Here is an 18,624-nt window from a genome sequence, read left to right on the forward strand (position 1 = left end):
ATGACCCGGAAAGAGACCGTGGTGCGCGAGCATCTCGACGCACTATTATTTGACCTCGATGGTACCGTACTCGATACCGCACGTGATTTCGAGCAAGTGCTCAACCTGCAGCTCAAGGCACACCACCTTCCACCCGTCGACTACCAAAAGCTCTGTGGCGTTGTCTCGAGTGGTGCCCGCGCCATGGTCGCACTTGGTTTTGGCATTGACGAAGACGACGAGAAATTCGAGGTGTTACGCCAGGAATTCCTCGACCTCTATGGACAACACCTGTGCAGTGCCAGCCAACTTTACCCTGGCATGCAGGAGGTGCTCAACTGGGCGCGCCGCGAGCAACTGCCACTGGCGATTGTCACCAACAAACCTTCGGCATTTACCCTGCCGTTACTCGAAAGACTTGGTCTCGGCCATTACTTTGGCAGTGTCGTTTGCCCCGACCATGTTAGTCACGCCAAACCAAGTCCAGAACCCATTTTACTCGCCGCCACACAGCTTGCTGTAAGGCCGCAACGCTGCCTCTATATCGGCGACCATCTGCGGGATGTTGAAGCGGGTAGAGCGGCTGGCATGATCACCGTCGGTTGCCGCTATGGCTACCTCGTCGCGGGTGAAAAAATTGAAGACTGGCAGGCCGACTATTTAATCAGCGAGGCACACGAGTTGATCCCTCTGTGTGAGAAACTCGCTACCGCCGAAGCCATCGAAGCACTCAACCAATAAAACTCAGAACCACCAAACTGGAAACCAGCATGCTCGATTACCAAGCCCGCCCCGACTTATTAAAGGGCAAGACCATTCTCGTGACTGGCGCCGGTGCCGGTATTGGCCGCGCCGCCGCCATTAGCTACGCCGCCCATGGTGCCACCGTTATCCTTGCCGGACGAACCGTTGAGAAACTAGAAGCCGTCTATGACGAGATAGAGCAGGCAGGCAACCCACAACCCGCCATCTACCCCATCGATTTCAAAACAGCCACAGATAGTGACTATCAACAAATGGCCAACCAAATCGCCGCCAGCTTTGAGCAGCTCGACGGCGTTTTACACAACGCATCACAGCTAGGGCAAATGGGACCTATAGAGAGCTCGCATACCGCCACTTTTATGCAGACGTTACAGGTCAACCTCAACGCCCCCTATATGCTGACCCGCTATTTAATCCCTCTATTACGAGAGGCCGAACACGCCTCAGTAATCTTTACTAGCTCTAGCGTCGGTCGTAAGGGACGCGCCTATTGGGGCAGTTATTGTGTTTCTAAATTTGCTACCGAAGGACTTATGCAGGTGCTAGCCGACGAACTAGAAAACGTCAGCAACATCCGCGTCAACACGCTAAACCCCGGCGCCACCAATACGGCAATGCGTCGCACAGCCTTTCCTGCCGAGCGCCCCACCACCAACCCCTTCCCCGAGCAACTCATGCCCGCCTACCTCTACCTAATGGGTGAGGACAGCCTTAATGTTAACGGGCAAGCGTTGAATGCCCAACCGATAAAAGCGACCTCCTAAAAGACAGGCTCGACACCTCTCTGCGAGGTGTCGGCACCAAAAAGCCCGCAAACAAAAAATAAAAACATAAAGACCTACTACAACAACAACAACTCTGTTAACCTCTGCGCCGTTCAAACATACCAAACCATACGTTATAGTTGTTTGATTTATAATTGAAAAAAAGCGATAAAGCAGGACGCATTATTATCGTATTCAAATAAAATAAAACCCACGCAATAGCTATGGTTATCGCCACACAACTAAAATTTATAAACGGAATTAATCATGTTTAAGAAAACAGCGCTAACACTGACCACTCTACTCTCTTGCACTCTCGCTAACGCCAACACTATTACAGAAGGCTTTACCTTTGCCATTGCATCAAACGGCATCGATCACACCCTTGGCGACCACTTTCACTCTGACACGGGCGGCGACTTCGGTAATCCTGCTGGTAAAGCTGAGGTAGGGAGCTTCGAAAACGAAACCGTTCGTGGCAGCTCCGAATATGACCTCTCCAACTTAGCCCTCACTAGCAGCGCCTTTGTCACCTTCGACGTCTTTACCTTGGGTGGACTGTTTGCCGGCAGCAATGACTTCTCCTTCGACGGCACCATCAACGTATTCGCCTATGAAGGCAACAACCTAGAGGACATTTCTGATTACCAGGCAACTGCAACCGCATCGGTAGGCAGCTTCTCTACCATTAGTTTAAATGTCGGCGACACACTAAGTTTTGATATTACTACGGTGTACAACGACTATGTCGCAGCTTCCGACCCGTCTCTCGGCATTCGGCTACAAATCTCTGACGATACTATCACCGGCGGTGGCGCAGTTACCTTTGATACCTTTCGCTTGACCGTCAATGACCAAACCTCCGTTGTGCCTGTGCCCGCCTCTGTTTGGCTATTTGGTTCAGCGCTTCTTGGTCTTGTCGGCGTAAGAAGAAAATCAAGCAAGCGTGTCGACGCTTAAGTAGAGGGTACGACAAGCAGTCATTTGCCAAACTAGTGACTGCTTGTTGCAGCGTGCGCTTTTCGAAAGAAAAAGTGCGACACAACGTCGATCCTAAGCAGAGAATAACAACAATTAAGCTATAGCTAAATTGATCTTTAAGTGCTCTGCGTTAATGTAGAAGTCAGCATAGACATCTTGTGCATTTAGCGCCGCGGGATAAAAGTTCTGCATTGCAAAAGATACTCCACCGCCTGTCGCCTGATAACTCAAGGTCTCATAATCCGTTATCGATTTATCATGCCAGCTAGAAAACTGCTCGTCAGTGATCAACTGCCAAGGGTAATTCGCCACGGCAACATCCTCCGGGGAAACACCTTCTGTCCACCATTTTGCACGATAAAGAGCCCCGTTCAACACAACAAGATCAGCCACATCATAACTAACCGAAGCTGACCATAGCGATGGCAACCTAATAGTGTCCGCTTGCTTACCATCGATATACAACGATACCTCTGTACGCCCACGAACTAAGCCTAAGTGATACCACACACCAACAGGCAGTACACCTACATGATCTAATGATCGCCAAAGTAGACTAAGACGACCACTTACATCACAACTAAAACCTGAACCCTCGAGAAAACTGAAACAAGCCCCCTCTTCATTACGCTTAACCCAAACGGTTGCACTAAAGCTATCTGTAGAAATGCCATTGCTGGCCGCAGTACCAAAATTCAGTGTCTTTGTTTTAGGCAAGCTAACACAATGTGTAAACCTTTCATCATCTACAACAGCCCCACCGCTAGCGCCACCTTCTCCGTTTAATGCATAGCTTCTAATCGCTCCGGTGAGATAGTCTTTAAATACCTCTTGTTGAGTTAACGCCTCAGCATAAAAATTCTGACGATAAAACAGCCCCTCGCCAGCCATGCATTGATAACCATAAGTATTAAAAACATCCCCCTCATCTCTCAACCATTTCATCATTGGTTCATCATCGATCTCACTCCATGGGTAGCTCTCCAACCTACCGGGGTTATTTGGTGACTGCCCTTGCGTTCCCCATGATGCACGATAGAAGGCATCACCGAATGAAACGACATCACCTACCGAGTAGCCGGCTTCGGCCGACCATTTAACCGGAAAATTTAAACTTTCAACTAATTCGCCGTTAACATATAGCTGCGCAAAGTCTTCGCATTTAACCAGGGTCAGATGACTCCAAACACCAACAGGCAAGGCGGCGACACTATCCAGTGATCGCCACATCAACTTAAGACCTCCCATCTTGTCACAACTAAACCCCGCCTCCTCGATAAAGCTAAAACTACTGTCATCCACCGCCCGCTTTACCCAAACCGTCGAAGTGAATTTTTTCTTATTAATTCCTCTCATCGACTCACTAGCGAAAGACAACAACCTTCCCGCCTTCAGAGAGGCACAATGAGAAAAACAAATATCTTCAACACTTACGATGGTTAGGTCATTATCACTACCATCTAAACAATAACTTTTATTAGGCTGTTTTATAATCATGTGACACATCCTCTAAATCTAATACAAGTAAAAAATAAAATAACAAATCGAATCAACTAACAAGATCTACTCAACCCTCTGTATAAATAGAAGCGAATAATATGCAGGCCTATTTTCATGCGACTGACCGCCCCCTGAATTATTAATACTAAATTCATGTGAGTGCGTTAAATGTATGCACTCATTCAATGTGGCAATGAAATTTTGCGCATTTCGGTCGTATATCGTGTTGTGATTGCCGTTATCAACATGCGTTGCATAAGTAGTGGGGTGCATTAGCTTCCAAGCCCACCCATCACCTTTATTTATATTCGTATCATGGACCACCCCTGTATGCTTATGCTCTGGCATTTGCTCTGGCGTTAGCGAAACACGGTTTTCCCCGGACATGCTACCTAGCTGATACTCATACTCCTCTCTATTTTCATCGAGCAGAGGTGTAGAAAACCGGTTGGGGGATACCTTATCAGCAGATGCTCCAGCAGCCACAATAAACTTCTCTCTGAGGTCTGGTGTATTATTAGATCCATCGCATACATTAAAGCCAGGAGGTATTAGATTCGAGTCACCTTCTTCATGATTAGATATTGGGCGAGGAGACCACATAATAATACCGCCAATAGGTACAGCTAAAAGCATGCCGTTCTCATCAGAGATACGCCCACTAGCGCACAACGTTTTGGTATCGATATTGTTACTAGAGCTAATATCGATTGCATCCAAAAAATCTGTATCAACGTTACAGGAAATAAGGTCATTAGTACTGACCCTAGAAGTAACAATAGCATTATTAACCTTCAAGTTATCGGAAGCTATATCACCAGCAACATCTAACTTAACATTATTGCATGGCTTATCCTTACCTATTGCGACATTCCCGCCACCCAGCAAACAAGATAGGTCTCTTTCAGTTTTTGTCACAACGCAAGAAAAACTATTATCACAATAATTAGGAATATTTGACAAATTAACGGTGATAAAGCTAGATCCTATATGTCTATTGGCAAAAAGATCTTTTATTTTAATCTCAATAAAACTATTTGCCGCTATATAGCTACCAACCCCAGCCTTAAAGGCAAAGGCAACACGCTTTGGTGAGCTAGTATCCTTAGTAAGCTCACCTGTGACTGACGAACCCTTTCCTGCATTAACATATTCAAAAGAACCTGCAGAATCACCCGCCCCGCTAGCAACTAGGCTTTCCACATCGTCACCGAGAGGAATAGCTATTTCAATAACACTGTGTAAATTTTCGACAGCCAACTCCAGCTTAAAGTCGGAACGATTGAAAATAAAAATTGATATATCACTAAAATCATCACATACGACACTCTGTGGAGCGCCAAGAGAAACAGCCAATGGATAAAGTCGCTCAAGAGCATCAAATTTACTCTCGTACATCGTCGCTCTAAGATCTACCTCGTTATCCAAGTTAATGCCGTGCTGAACAAGCAAGTTAATCGCTTCAACAAAATCTGTAAGCTTGCCAGAATTAGAGGCAGCATCAGCAACATAACCAATTTTTTCCTCTTTAGAATCAGCAAGCATATAGCTCTTTAGTTTATCAACCTGATTCTTTAACTCAAATTCAACACCATCAACAAAACTATTAGTTTTAGCCACTTTTTCACTGACTTGCCTTACATACGCGTTATTATCAGCAAGGTTCAATATATCAACCTGCTTGAAACGATCACCATGCACATTACCACCGGCCACGAACTGTGCATTTTGATAGTAGAGTGCGATATGCGTGCTTCTCGCACCCAACGTGCCACAGGCAGACTTATATCCAAGCACAAATGACAACGTAGCATTAGAAGCAATGGTCATATCAGACAAGCATAGAAAGTAAACTGACCAACTACCATCAATCGGATCCTGTATGGCACTGGAGATATCCCATGATGCGGCTCCAGCATCTAACGCACTAACAATAACCTCGGCGTCTTTACGAAAAGTTTTATTTCGGAAGCGAATAGAAAAGTGATAATTATAGGCGCTTACAGCACCTGAACGAGCTAAAACCACGATATCATCATGATTTATATTCGTAATATTTAATACGCTATTAGTGTTTTCATCAGGATCAATAAAAAGACAGTTCTCTGCCTCAACAGCACCACTGGCAAAAATATTTATGTCAAAAGGATAGATATCACTGCAACTTTCCACAACGGGTGGCAAAGCAGAAAAAAAGTCATCGTATATTTCATTGGCCTGTAATGCAAAGGGATAGAAGTTCTGCGAAGAAAGGTGAAGCTCACCATCTAAACAGGAATAGTCACATTTATCAAAGTAATCATCTCTATCAGACTCCCATTGATTGATAGCGCTATCGTTATTTTCCTCCCACACATAACTTTCTATACCTGCTGGATTATCCGGTGAGTCACCCTTGCTCCACCATTGGCAGCTGTATATTTTATCATTTAGTAAAACAATATCACCTTTGTTATAAATAACTGCAGAGTTCCACTGACTAGGTACTTTCAATGAGGTCGCCAGCTTACCATTAACATACAACGATACTTGATCAGAACTTTTCACTAGAGAAAGGTGATACCACACACCATATGAAAGGGTATGTGAATCGCCTATTGTCTGCCAAAGAAGCGTCAGCCTACCTTGACTATTGCAACCAAATCCGGAGGGACCTAAATAATCAAAGATACTACCTTTCGATGAAAGTTTAAGCCAAATCGTCGAGGTAAATTCAGTCACAGAAAATCCAATATCCGTGGGCTTACCAAACGAAAGTGAGTCGCCTTGCGTCAAAGTGACACAGCGTCCAAATCGACTATCGTCAACAGTACTAGTATCAAGGGCAACATCTTCGCCATTCAAAGTATATTTCTTAGGCTGTTTATTTGAATTCATAACTTATTCACTTAATATAGGTAAATTATTATCAACAAAAGTAACGAAACGTTGAACTGTAAGGTGTGCTAGCGCCTTAGAGGCGCCTAATGATGAGCGAGGACGATGCCATTCAGGCACGTCCAGGTAAACAGCTATACATCATGAGTTACTTCCATCAACGGGGTTAGCCAACCCTCAACGACTTGAACCTTATTACCTAGCGCTGGAAGTATTTCTGGGTCGACCACACCTTGAGTTGTCACTGATAATAATCGAGGCTTTATTTTCAACCATTCATCCTTAAATGGCTCCTCCATACTCTCTTCGATATCATAATAATAAGCATGCCCTGACCAATCAGGGACTGTTAGCAACACACCTTTATCCAGCAATGTCGCCCACTCACCCTCAGCCGTAGCGGTTACATGGTTAACAAATTCCTCATTATCCTCATCGACGTTCCTTTGCTGAACTGCCAACAATGCGAGCCGTATGCTTTCCTGGATGTATAAAGAGCGATCTGCCACCTTGACCGTTGCAAATCGATCCATTCCCCCCGTGTCATTTGGCTGACTCCATTGCCATGTTTTTTGCTTAGGCAATGATAGGGACATCCTATTTACAGGTGTCAGTATAGGCGCAGCAAAATAATCTGACTGTATCGACTCCAGCGCTTCTTGGTAAATTTGAGGTTCTAAAAATAGCGTTTTCTTAGGAACAACCCCAGTCGTAACATGGGTTCGAGCCTCCGGATCAATAAGCATCAATAGCTGCAACGGATCGTCTGCAAAAGATAAACTCAGGTTCTTAACACCTTCATCATTGAATTTATCAACATAATCATGATCTTCAACATTAAAGTTTGCCGCATCAATATAGACATCACCATCCCCTTCAACCCCCGATGGATTATCTACAGCGTCATCCATATCAGATTGAGGAAAATATCCGCGCTGTGACAGAGAACCTTCAGGCATTACTTGCCAATAACCTACCAGACCATCGTCAAGATTATTAAATTCACCAATTTTCATCGGGAATTTCACCTGATCAAATTCCCGACAGGTTCGTCCATTATTGTCAAGATCATAACTTAACGCCGACCAGCTCTTATTAGTTTCAGGCTCTCCCATCAACTGCAAATCAATTGCTGCCCTAACAATCGCTAAAGGTTTCAACACGCCACCCTCAGCAATTTGATGATTAAATTCAGGCTCAATATAGTTCTGTGCAGACAATATAGCTGTTTTTAACTTCGGAAAGAAATTATTACCTGATGACGCAGCAAGCAACTCACCTTGTTCAACCGTTGAGACCTCTCCTTGTTTAAAGGGCTGTAAATACGCTTTTTTATGGTCACCATAAGAGTGTAAAACGCCGTTTTTTATTAGCTTGTCCCAGAGTTTATTATCTAGTTTCTCTTTAACGATACGATTCCTACTATGAAAACTAAGAATTTTTAGTACAAAGGATTTCAAGGAATTACTAGATATCGAAGAAAGATCCTCGAAATTTCCATCCTTATTTAGCCACTCGCCATCCGAGTTCATCGATCCCAGTGCTTTACCATCAGCATCATAAATCACCAGCGTTTCATCAAAACGGTTATAACAAAGCCAGCCACTAACAGGGGTCTTCAAATCACAACCACTGACATCAATATCATCTTGCCAACGTACCGATATTCTCATCGGCTGTAAAACACGTGGTGTAACAAAACCATCATCACCACCGGTCTCACCCTGAGATATAAGCACATTGTCGCATTTGACTTCATGAAAACGCCCGAACGAATCAATTACACGTAGCCTTGTTAGCTGATACGTACCACTTTTTATCGGTATAAAATCATGACCAAGCTTTGGCAACTTAAAACTCGTGTTATTTAATTTTTTGGCAATACGAGTGGTTAAGTTATCGGGGAAATTATTTGGTGAAGAAAATGATAATGGGTCGAATATTTTTAACTCCGTTGCATTGCTGTACATCAGTAGGTCATCATGCAGCCCATCGAGACTCTGCACTGTCAACGTGCTTTTATTGAAGAAATCTTTCGACTTATCAATATTTTGATCAACTTCACTTTCACCATGCTCTTCAAAATTTTCTAATTTTTTTCCAATTGACTCTTTATTTGAGAAGGCAAATAATGAGCGCCCACTTACGATTGTCGGAGTCTCTCCTATTTCAACATCGTTGCGTCTACGTGTTAGATCAACGGCTGCACTTGGTAATGAATATTGATCATCATTCAATGCTACTCGATAGCTATCTGTAATATGACTATGCGAATAGTTTTCCTGATTTGCAGTAATACTCTTCGAAAAGCTCCGCTCCGATTTTAAGGCAACCTGCCACTCCATAAACAATGGAGACCAAGGCTGCTTAGACCAATGATTCACCGAGAGTGGTGATGCCTTCCAATCCAAGCTATCAACACCTTCGCCTATCACCCAGCTCTCCAGTGTGCTTGTCGTATCGATTACCTGGCACTTCAAAGATGCATCTGCACCATGACGATCACTGTGCTGAACAATATCACCAGAGATCAATAAAGAAGGCGGCACCGCCTTCCAATAACGAGGACCAGGAACTTTCAGCAGAACCTGCTCCACTAGGATCTCAGTAATTCCAGCACTTTTCATGAAGTCAACAAAATTACTGTTTATAATGCACTTCAGTTGCTCTTTATTCTCAACCTGATCACCCACAGCCTCAATCTGGCTTGCTAGATGAACAATCTCTGCTTCACATTCCTCTAGCTTCGGTAAGGTATCTCGCTCGATCATATAACGTACTTTCTCGGGATCAGGGTAAGCACTACTATCAGCATCCTTAGGGTGCAAGCAAAGCATGTACTTACTCCAGTCGTTATACAACTGGCGACGATAAGACTGCCTGCTATTGATACAGCCATTCATTTGCTGCTGAAGAGAGTTGATCTTTTTTAGTAGCGGGGCATTTTCTTTTTTAAATACATGAAAAAGTGCTTTAGCGCTTTCTCGAAGCTCATCATCGACATTAATGCTATTAAACAAGCTACCTTCGTCTATGTATTCCCACAACATACCTGAGTCAACTGGTTTAAACTCCTCCTTATGGCGCGCTTTTTTCAATCGATCGATAAAGTCAACATTTGTCCCAGTAATATCATCGGTATAGAGCAACGCCTGTAATTGATTCTCGATCTGTGTCTCTAGCTTGGTGCTACCTTCAGCCAATGTTTTCGATAGATAAGATGAAACGGCCTCATAAGGGCTTTTTGCCAAACAGACTTCTGTCTCGGAGAAACGAGCTGAATCATTGAGCAACATATCTTCTGGTGCCGTCTCTACATCAAATTCGACCATACCAAAACAAACCATACGCTCTGTTTTGCTGTCTGCTGTAGAGCCACTAATAACGTCCCAGTCTGCAATATCTTTCGCTTTACTAACAACATCATCTAGGTCGAAGTTTAACTTATTATGTACGAAATCATTCTCAGCTTTGCTAAACCAACCATAAACCTTGTAGTCATAGTTAAGTACTTCTTTATTTCCAACAATATCGGGATCGTAAGCACCAAATACACTATATGAGTCTGTGTATAACGCGGAGAAATAAGGCGTTCCCCAGCCTAGCGCAGTCAACTCTTCAAGATAATAGTTCTTAGACTTGTCTTCTTCTAACCAAGCTCCCAACTCTACTTGACGACCGATGTAACAAAACGGGGTGTTTTTTACATTCTCTTTTCGGTCTTCAATATTGAGCTTATTGGGTATACAAATAGCTCGCTTCGGCTTATCGCCCTCTGGATGGATATAGTCACTCTCAACAACCCACGTTTTTTTATCCTCTGTATTTGTTTTATGCTGCCGAACAACCAACCAACGGTTAGGCACTGTAGGCATATCAATAGAAGGCTTATTATTGCCATCTTTACCATAATGATCATTGATCTCACCTTTCGTGAGAGCATCTGGCATACTCCAGTGTAAATGCACGCCCGCCGGATGGCTCGCATGGTTATTAAAGGCGTCGCGTGCAATAGAGGAAGCAATATTTGCGACACCTGCTGAGATATCTTGCTTCTCTGCATTTTGATATGGCAACAAACTAAAGTCGTCTTGGGTCGCCACCGCTGAAACAAGATTGTCGCATACAAGGGCATCTACCTTAATTGGAACACATAAAAAACTCATTGGTCATCTCCAGATTTCATCTCATCACCTACGGTAAACTCGACCTGCGCCTCACCCTCAAGCATAAAACGGCTCATTCTTGCCGAGTTAAACCCTTGGCTATCTAAGCTTTTCTTGAATTCGGAATTTACATCCGTATTTCTACATGCCTTCAACTCTGTAACAATATCACTAGCAAGCTCTGTCATATCGATGACTGCTAATGATTTATCCCTCATCGGTACTGCTAAGTTATCAATCACAGTCTTACCCGAAAGCTTGATTGACTTGGTGAAAACTGGTGCAGTAGCACTATTATTAAAATTTGCACCGTAATGCAAACTCTCTGGAGGAAGTGACAGCGAGACATAGTCAAACCCTTCCTTGGTCAAATACAAAAATGACTCTCTATCAAGCCTCTGCTTATACATGATCTTTTTTTCTTTGAAGCTTTCGATAAAGTCGGCATACCCTTCCTTTTCTTTCGCTTTAAACCCCTCTAAATTAATTTCAGCAGTTACTTCCGCATCGCTAAGGTTACGAAACTTAGCCTGTAACTCCGGATAAGCCCAAACAATATCTGAGCGCAAGATCGCACCATATTGTGGAATCTGCTCTTGCATAGATGTGTCGTTATAGAGTTCTTTAAATAACTCTGCAGTAATTTTTGGTCGTCCATTAAGTGACAGGGCACCTAACCATAAACTCTGCACCCATTTTGGATCTACGTTAAAGGTTCGCAAAGCCCTCTCTGGTAGAAGATCAGGCTCAGCAATAAGATTCCAACGTGGTATTGACTCAAAACTGACCAATTTGACCAGCCAAGATTTAATCATTTTCAACTGTGCATCTGCTGCCTCTGGAATCAACTTTGCGTACGGTAGATTTTCAATATAAATACCCGTTTCGCCAACAGCCTTTCGCCTTTCATCGTCGGTCAACTTCAGTTCGATATAACGTGCTTTAGCGCGTTTATATTGCGACAGAGCCTTGCAATACTTATTATTTTTAAATGACAACATCCGCCCTAACTCATAGGCAGATGAGTAGCTAATATCAAACATGCCGTCGGCATCAAAATAACACAGCAGCCTATCCGCATCCGTAGCTATCTGCTCATTTTTCTCTAGCGCTAATTCGTTATCGTTGAGTGCTATCTGATTTATCGGCACAACCTCATTCGGCACCAATGGTCCTCGATACCATGAAATCGATTGATCTCCTTGACGAAAGCGATGTGGCAATGCGACATAGCCTGCATTTAATCGGTCAATAAAACACTCGTTTGACGTTCCCATGAGAGGCGATATTTTATTTTTTGGCATGCGTAGTGAATCCACATCCAAGGCCTTTGAGCGCTGCTCAAAATTTACCTTTTCTTCCGTGCAGTTAAACCACCAAGACGTCAATACGACTATTCGCATCATATCGCCATCATTAAGGCTATCAATTTCCTCTCTGTTTTCTTCCTTTAGGTATCCCTCCAGTGAAACAACATAACAATTGTTTCGTGTTCCTTCAGGAAAAATAGTGCTATCTGACTGAGCAAAACGGTTTGACATCAAGACAGACAGTTCCCGCTTCAAACTCGATACTTTTAACCTGTTTTTCCCGTCATCGCCGTCGATCAAGTCCAATAGGAGATCACCCTTCTCAGGGTCATTAACCAGCCAACTACTCTTTCTAGCTAGCTGATCAATTTTCACAGCACTATCAGGGAGGTGCAGATTCTCCCTCAAATAATCTGTTAATTCGACCCTACTGTCCTCCCCTTTCTTCGGTGCTTCAGCCGAACCATTACCTGGGTAGAACTGTTTATCCAATTCATTTAAAGCTGCGGCATCAAAATATTCATTCGCATCGTTTGTTGCTTGCCAGCGACGCCTGACGTGAGATAGGTAATTGTTTTGAGATTTATCTTGCCAAAGCAACGTATTAAAAAAGGATTTCTTAATAGTAATTGTCTGTACAACTCTATCCGCAACTTCAGAGTCACCTTCTTTCAAGGAGATATCCGCCATTAGCGAATCGTACTGGCCCTTAGGGAAATACGCATCGCCAGACCTTAGATCCTTAATCGCACACGGCACAACCGCTGTCGCTAACCCCTGCTGCACATCACCATCATGCACATTCATCAGATATATCCAGGGCTCGTAATTTTCCTTGGTGCTACTTGCTTGTTCGTGATCATAAGCAGAACGAATCCAAGGTAGGGTGCCTTGGTTAAATGAGATGTGAGGCAGCGTATCAGAAAAATCACCTGTTTCACCCGATGGCGGATAGCGGGCAAATATCGCTTCGTCTCCGACACTAACGCGCGTCCCTGCCACGAGTAGGTTAACCTCCGTGCTCTCTTTCAACTTTTGATCACTCTTCGGCCCGCCAAAATCATGATCAACAGTAAAAGTATATTTACCCGCCTCGAGTTTAGGCTTTCTATAATCGATAAATTGTAATTGGTCATCAGTCATCATAAGGTTCCATCAATAGATATGGGCAGATCAGCTAATGCGATCTGCGCAAGTCAAACATTGCTAGTTTTAAACTCAATGCAGCGCCGGTATATAAGAAAAACTTAAAGAAAAGCAATACCGAAGTGCACTATTAATTATGCTGCTATTAGTATTTGCGGACTTCCTATAAAGGTTGCCTCGAGTTCATCTCTAATTTTTTCTGTCCCTATTGGAGTAGCAACATCAAAAAAGTTAGCAATGTCTTGTCGCCGAGCAATAACAATTTCGTCATTCAAGCTATTCTTGATATCTTTATATATTGTCGCATCCGTTTCTTTTAGCTCTCCTTCAACTCCCCCTCCCCATTGCCAGTATGGGTCGTTCTCAGTAAGGTCTTCGAACTTAAACTCATCAGCATCAATCGCCTCAGTAAAACCTGGAGGCTTTCCTGGTGCACTGACAATTTTGCTGCCTGATAGTAAGCGTAACATCGTTTCTTTCTGATCAATTTTCGCAACAAACTGATCGCCGTAAACTGCCTTAGGGAAAGCTTTTTCAACCTTAGTTGCCACAAAGTCACTGCCCGCATCAGAATGACAAGCAATCGACATTGTCCATCCAGAGACGCTTGGCATGCTATCTTGTGGCCCCATTGGAGCAAGGTGGAAGTCTTCACCTCTGAGCGTATAAGTGCTAGAGCCTTCGTTACTTAGCGTCACGGTATTAACAGGAATAGAACCGCCTATATTCAGCTCAACCTCATCAGGGTCGACAATGTGCCACAGCTTATCTTCACTTTCTACGCTGCCGAGATCACCTTTAGTAATGCTTATTTCTGCAAAACTATTGTCTGAATCAGCCTCTGGTAGCGCAATATAAGATTCTTTGAATTCAGACCACTCAATCGCTTTAGGCACGTTAGCACTGCTGCCCCCGAAACGAACTGTAAAGCCAAATACCCACCAATTTATCACAGCTTTACCAGTAAAGTCTGGCCCCCAAACATGCAAGTCTGCACCTAGCTCTGCTGTTACTGTCCACGAACCAAACCAGCCAAAGTCTATCTCAACTGATGCTCCAACCAGAACGTAGAATCGAGCATCATAATAGAACGGTTTCCAAGAGAGAAGAAAATCCATGCCCGCTTTAAAGTAGGCCTGTAACGAACCAGAAGCATAAACAGCCTCTATGTTACCGCCTGTCATGATCGCCACAGGGGTGAGTGCTGCATACATCCCCCCCTTCATTAACAGGTTATGACAAACCTGCCAGCGGAAGCCTAATCGTGGTACATCCGGGTAGTGATCAGGTTTATTGAACCTAGGATGATAGCCCCCCATCGAAACAACAAAATCACCTTCATGAGGGCCATCAAACCAAGAATGAAATGAGAAGCCGCCCGTCAATTTACAGTCTTTTGACAGCACATAACTATTGTCAGTCAATACCGCATCAACCGTCAGTACCCCCTCACTAGGTACAAACGCCACCTTATAGTTCATATCAATATTAACGACAGCGCAGTTAGCAGAGCCAAGTGCAGGAGGCAGCGTCATCACTGAGTTACCGGCAAGATACACCCCAAGGTGCTCACCAAACTCAACCATCAATACGGCCACAGAGGTGATCAGCTCAAAGGTTGAGAACTTTACCCCTGCTGCAATAAGGTATTGTCCTTCTGTCGCAGGTAGATAAGCACTTAAGTTTTTCGCCTGCTGTTTAAGGTTTTCTAAAGCTTCGACACCTTTCGTGCTGTTGTTTGTCGGGTCTTTTAATGCTTTAACTAACGGAAAATGGTGAATCTCATTGATATGAGGTAGCTTTATTCCCCGGTTGTAACCGAAGCCTAACGCTAAACCTTTAACAAAAAATGCTGGGATACCGCCAATGGGGTAGTTAATTGCAAGATAGGCAAATAATGATGTTTTTCCACTTGGCAGCTTAGAGTAAGCCCCCAGCGCAGTTAACGAGATTGTTTTCGCCTTTATCGATACTTGCCCAAGGTACTCATCACAGATGACACCATTCACCTCGTTCTCATTACGTAAAAGCCCACCGGCAAGTTCAAAACCGCCAGCCTTCATATCAATAAATAGCCCAGATAAATCGAAGCCAATGCTGCTACCTAAACTTGAAATACCTCCGCTCATCAGCTGCGCAAAGTCAAGAGACAGCTGCATATCCATCAAATACATTTGGAAATTAGCAAGGTTTAGCGCGCCGTCTAGAGCGAGAACAATATCACCATCTTTGTATGATAGGCCAAGACCACTGATCGCAATTGGACCAAAATTACGTCCCACTTTCGCTGATGTTGTCTTCGGTAGCTGCGCTTTTGTTGCAGCCTCTTGACTACCACCCTTGGCATCGCCAAGCGGAATCGTTAGTGGTATGACCTGCTTATCCAGCGTCACATTGACTGACGCCGAAACACCTGCTGATATTTTTCTCTCTTTGATCGCCGAAGCTTTCTTTTGCTCATCAGTTAAGCACCCTTCGATCAGCGTAACAAGCTCTTGCTTTTCAAAATCTTTCGTGGCGTAGACTATTGAGGCACCCAACGCCATAGGAGGCAGCTCATCCGCCTCAACTAACGGCATTATTCCAGCTAAATCGACAGAGCTTTTGCAAGTCACTGACAGCACTGTCTCTCGATTATTATTTTTCGTTGTCGATAGAAGTTGTACATCAAGGTGCTCAGTTCCCACATTGAGCCAGCCTGCACTTAACCCCGTATGCCAACTGAATTCACAGTCTTCAATAGTAATATCAAGCAGTGTCGATAGAGGATCTTGCAATTCTAAGCCGAAATTAGTGACTAAATCCTTTAGATTAATCCCACCTCCCTCTAAGCTTAATTCTTTGGCTGTGCTATCACTGACATAATCTTTAAACTCGTCTGCTGTCAACGAGCCATTGTATAATTTGAATTTATTATCTTCTGTGTCTGTAATCTTAATCTTAGGAACAACTATGGTGTCGCCAACGCTAAGGCAGAGAGCAATTGATGTCTCCAGACCGTCGGATGAAGTCGATTTTTTTTCTTTTGGTAGAGACATTCATATTCTCCTGAAAAATAAAGTAAAGCGTGGCACTAAAAAAATAGCGGCAGAAGCACTTAGACTCCCGCAACTATTTTAAGCATTGATATCAGAGCACTGCTTGATTAAGCAGGCATATTAGAAACTCGAAGGAAGAGACCTTTAAGCTTGATATTACCAAACAAATCACCTGTGCCTTCACCCCACGTCATTGAAACACCGACATCATAGTCTGGCGTTCTCGGCTCTGCGATAGGAGTTGCCGTTTCACTTTTCACACCATTAGTAATTACGTACTCTTCAGTGGGCGGAATAAACAGATGGAATCGCTCCACAGCCAAAACACCGTCACCAAGCAACGTAAGACCACCGCTTAGAATGGGGATATCCCCCACTGCTTCCTTTAATTCAGCATAGGTATAGTCAGCTTTTAACGCATGAGTAACATCGTCAAATATGTCTTTCACTGCACCCAACTCGACCCGCCCTGGTAGGCTACAATCTAAACCTTTTGTCTTAACCTCAGTAATCGCAGTTGCTGGATTAAGCGCGACCTCTTTGCCACCAAATTCAAAAGCGACACCACAATATACATTAGCCTTTCTTTCCGTAGTCATAACAACTCTCACTTATTAATAAATTTTTGTTTTACGACAAACACAAAGTTCGCCGTACGAAACAAATATTAATTAGAAAGAGGTGATCTCACTCGGCTTAAAACAGGGTCGTTGCGGACTAACATCTTTAGGTGGGTTAACTATAATTAACAGCTATACCATTCAGCACAAAAACAAGGCAAAACACTGATAAAACAGGACAATGTGTGGCGAACACATTAATGAATGTTTATTTATAACGGAGCTTAGCTCTGAATTTTTATTAAACTTTCTTATCGCTAGATGGCTTTCTGACCCTTTATCTATAATAACAGCAAATATATATTTTTTATTAAAGGGGGGAATGAGTAATCAATAAACTTTCAAGGCTAACATTGCACTGACTTCTTATCAGTGCAATACAGGACTTATAATACTCACATCATTTACCAGCTGAAATCTAATAACCGCTCATCGGCAATATAGAACAGCGTTGTACCAGGCTCAACAATAGTCTCCAGGGCTGGATTTAGTTGCAAACGCTCCTGCCCCTGATATTTTATGCCGATGATCGTCGCCTCATAATCTCGTTTGAAGGGTATAAACAAGCTCTCAACTGTCACTGCCGGTGCGTTTTTCGGGTAAATGACGGAATACTGGGTCATACCGTCATCAACATTGAGTAATTCGTGATGCAACATGCTCGACCCCGGATCCACTGCCGCCTTTGCCAGCATTTCAGTCGCGACCGATGGCGCACACTCTATCTTCGGGCAGTGCTGTTTCAGCAAGCGATAGAGGTCATCATCTTCAAAATAAACAATAGTATGAATGTTAGAGTTTCGACTATTACAATATAAAGCCGAGGCCATGGTGGTGTGATCATCAGGTGTATCGATGATAATACAAGAGGCAGTCATCATGGCTGTGCGATCCATATCGTCATCATCGCTATAGGAATCGACACGGACAAAATCAATTTCCCCCGGCATCGGGTTCTCTATATCGTTGCGGGCACAGAGCACCACTCTCCGCCCTTCACCATAGCGTTCTTCACGTAGCAACAACCGCAACAAGTTCAGCGTATGCTGTTCGTTCCAACCGATGACTAAAATATGCCTACTCAGTGCCAATGTTTTCATCCCCATAATACCTCTGCGCCATTGCTGTGTGACAAAGGCGATAATACGCCCCACTGCCAAACCAAAAATACCCAAACCGACAGGCACGATCCACAGCGCCGTCACCCATTTTCCCATCGGCGTCGTCGGCGAATAATCGCCATAGCCCACCGTCGATCCTGTCACCACCAACCAGTAGAAGAATGTCTCCGGCTGGATGATTTCATGCTCACCTGACATCGATAACAGCAACCAACAGATCACCATATACAACACGACACCTAGCACCACACTCTGCCAATGTAAGCGCTGTAGATAACGCAGTAGGTTTTTTCTCAGATGAAAAAGCCATTTCATGATCATTACTCTATTTAAAATTCTAATGACGACGGTGTGAAA

At 43.8% G+C, this 18,624-nt stretch carries 10 protein-coding genes; 3 read left to right on the forward strand and 7 right to left on the reverse strand.

The features are described 5' to 3' along the window. From EDC56_RS03305 to EDC56_RS03315, 3 genes are all read left to right on the forward strand, one after another. Positions 1 to 720: an HAD-IA family hydrolase gene (locus EDC56_RS03305; protein ID WP_123711080.1), complete on the forward strand. Its 720-nt coding sequence runs from the start codon at positions 1 to 3 to the stop codon at positions 718 to 720. Positions 721 to 749: 29 nt separating this feature from the next. Continuing rightward, a complete protein-coding gene (locus tag EDC56_RS03310; protein ID WP_123711081.1) occupies positions 750 to 1,508 on the forward strand; it encodes a YciK family oxidoreductase in 759 nt (252 codons plus the stop codon). A 267-nt stretch (positions 1,509 to 1,775) separates the two neighbouring features. Beyond that, complete coding sequence (locus EDC56_RS03315) at positions 1,776 to 2,468, forward strand: VPLPA-CTERM sorting domain-containing protein (protein WP_123711082.1); 693 nt, start codon at positions 1,776 to 1,778, stop codon at positions 2,466 to 2,468. Positions 2,469 to 2,582: 114 nt separating this feature from the next. Here the strand turns inward: EDC56_RS03315 and EDC56_RS03320 are convergent, their stop codons facing one another. The 7 genes from EDC56_RS03320 to EDC56_RS03350 all read right to left on the reverse strand — a co-directional run bounded on the left by EDC56_RS03320 (position 2,583) and on the right by EDC56_RS03350 (position 18,582). Further along, positions 2,583 to 3,986, reverse strand: a complete 1,404-nt coding sequence (locus tag EDC56_RS03320; RefSeq protein WP_162844065.1) for a LamG-like jellyroll fold domain-containing protein — start codon at positions 3,984 to 3,986, stop codon at positions 2,583 to 2,585. Positions 3,987 to 4,052: 66 nt separating this feature from the next. Continuing rightward, positions 4,053 to 6,866 carry a LamG-like jellyroll fold domain-containing protein gene (locus tag EDC56_RS03325; RefSeq protein WP_123711084.1) on the reverse strand — a complete coding sequence of 938 codons (2,814 nt, stop codon included), beginning with the start codon at positions 6,864 to 6,866 and terminating at the stop codon, positions 4,053 to 4,055. Between the two features lie 134 nt (positions 6,867 to 7,000). Further along, positions 7,001 to 11,032 (reverse strand): hypothetical protein, encoded by a 4,032-nt coding sequence (locus EDC56_RS03330; protein WP_123711085.1) that lies wholly within the window; start codon positions 11,030 to 11,032, stop codon positions 7,001 to 7,003. Further along, positions 11,029 to 13,488, reverse strand: coding sequence for a hypothetical protein (locus EDC56_RS03335; protein ID WP_123711086.1), 2,460 nt, complete (start codon positions 13,486 to 13,488; stop codon positions 11,029 to 11,031). Before EDC56_RS03335 ends, EDC56_RS03330 begins: the two co-directional genes overlap by 4 nt. Positions 13,489 to 13,622: 134 nt before the next feature. Then, positions 13,623 to 16,526, reverse strand: a complete 2,904-nt coding sequence (locus tag EDC56_RS03340) for a DUF6603 domain-containing protein (RefSeq protein ID WP_123711087.1) — start codon at positions 16,524 to 16,526, stop codon at positions 13,623 to 13,625. Positions 16,527 to 16,633: 107 nt separating this feature from the next. Further along, entirely contained in the window at positions 16,634 to 17,125 is a 492-nt protein-coding gene (locus tag EDC56_RS03345; RefSeq protein ID WP_123711088.1) for a hypothetical protein, read from the reverse strand. Between the two features lie 425 nt (positions 17,126 to 17,550). Continuing rightward, positions 17,551 to 18,582: a potassium channel family protein gene (locus EDC56_RS03350; protein ID WP_211333544.1), complete on the reverse strand. Its 1,032-nt coding sequence runs from the start codon at positions 18,580 to 18,582 to the stop codon at positions 17,551 to 17,553. Positions 18,583 to 18,624 lie beyond the last annotated feature (42 nt).

The sequence above is a fragment of the Sinobacterium caligoides genome (assembly GCF_003752585.1).
Taxonomy (GTDB): domain Bacteria; phylum Pseudomonadota; class Gammaproteobacteria; order Pseudomonadales; family Sinobacteriaceae; genus Sinobacterium; species Sinobacterium caligoides.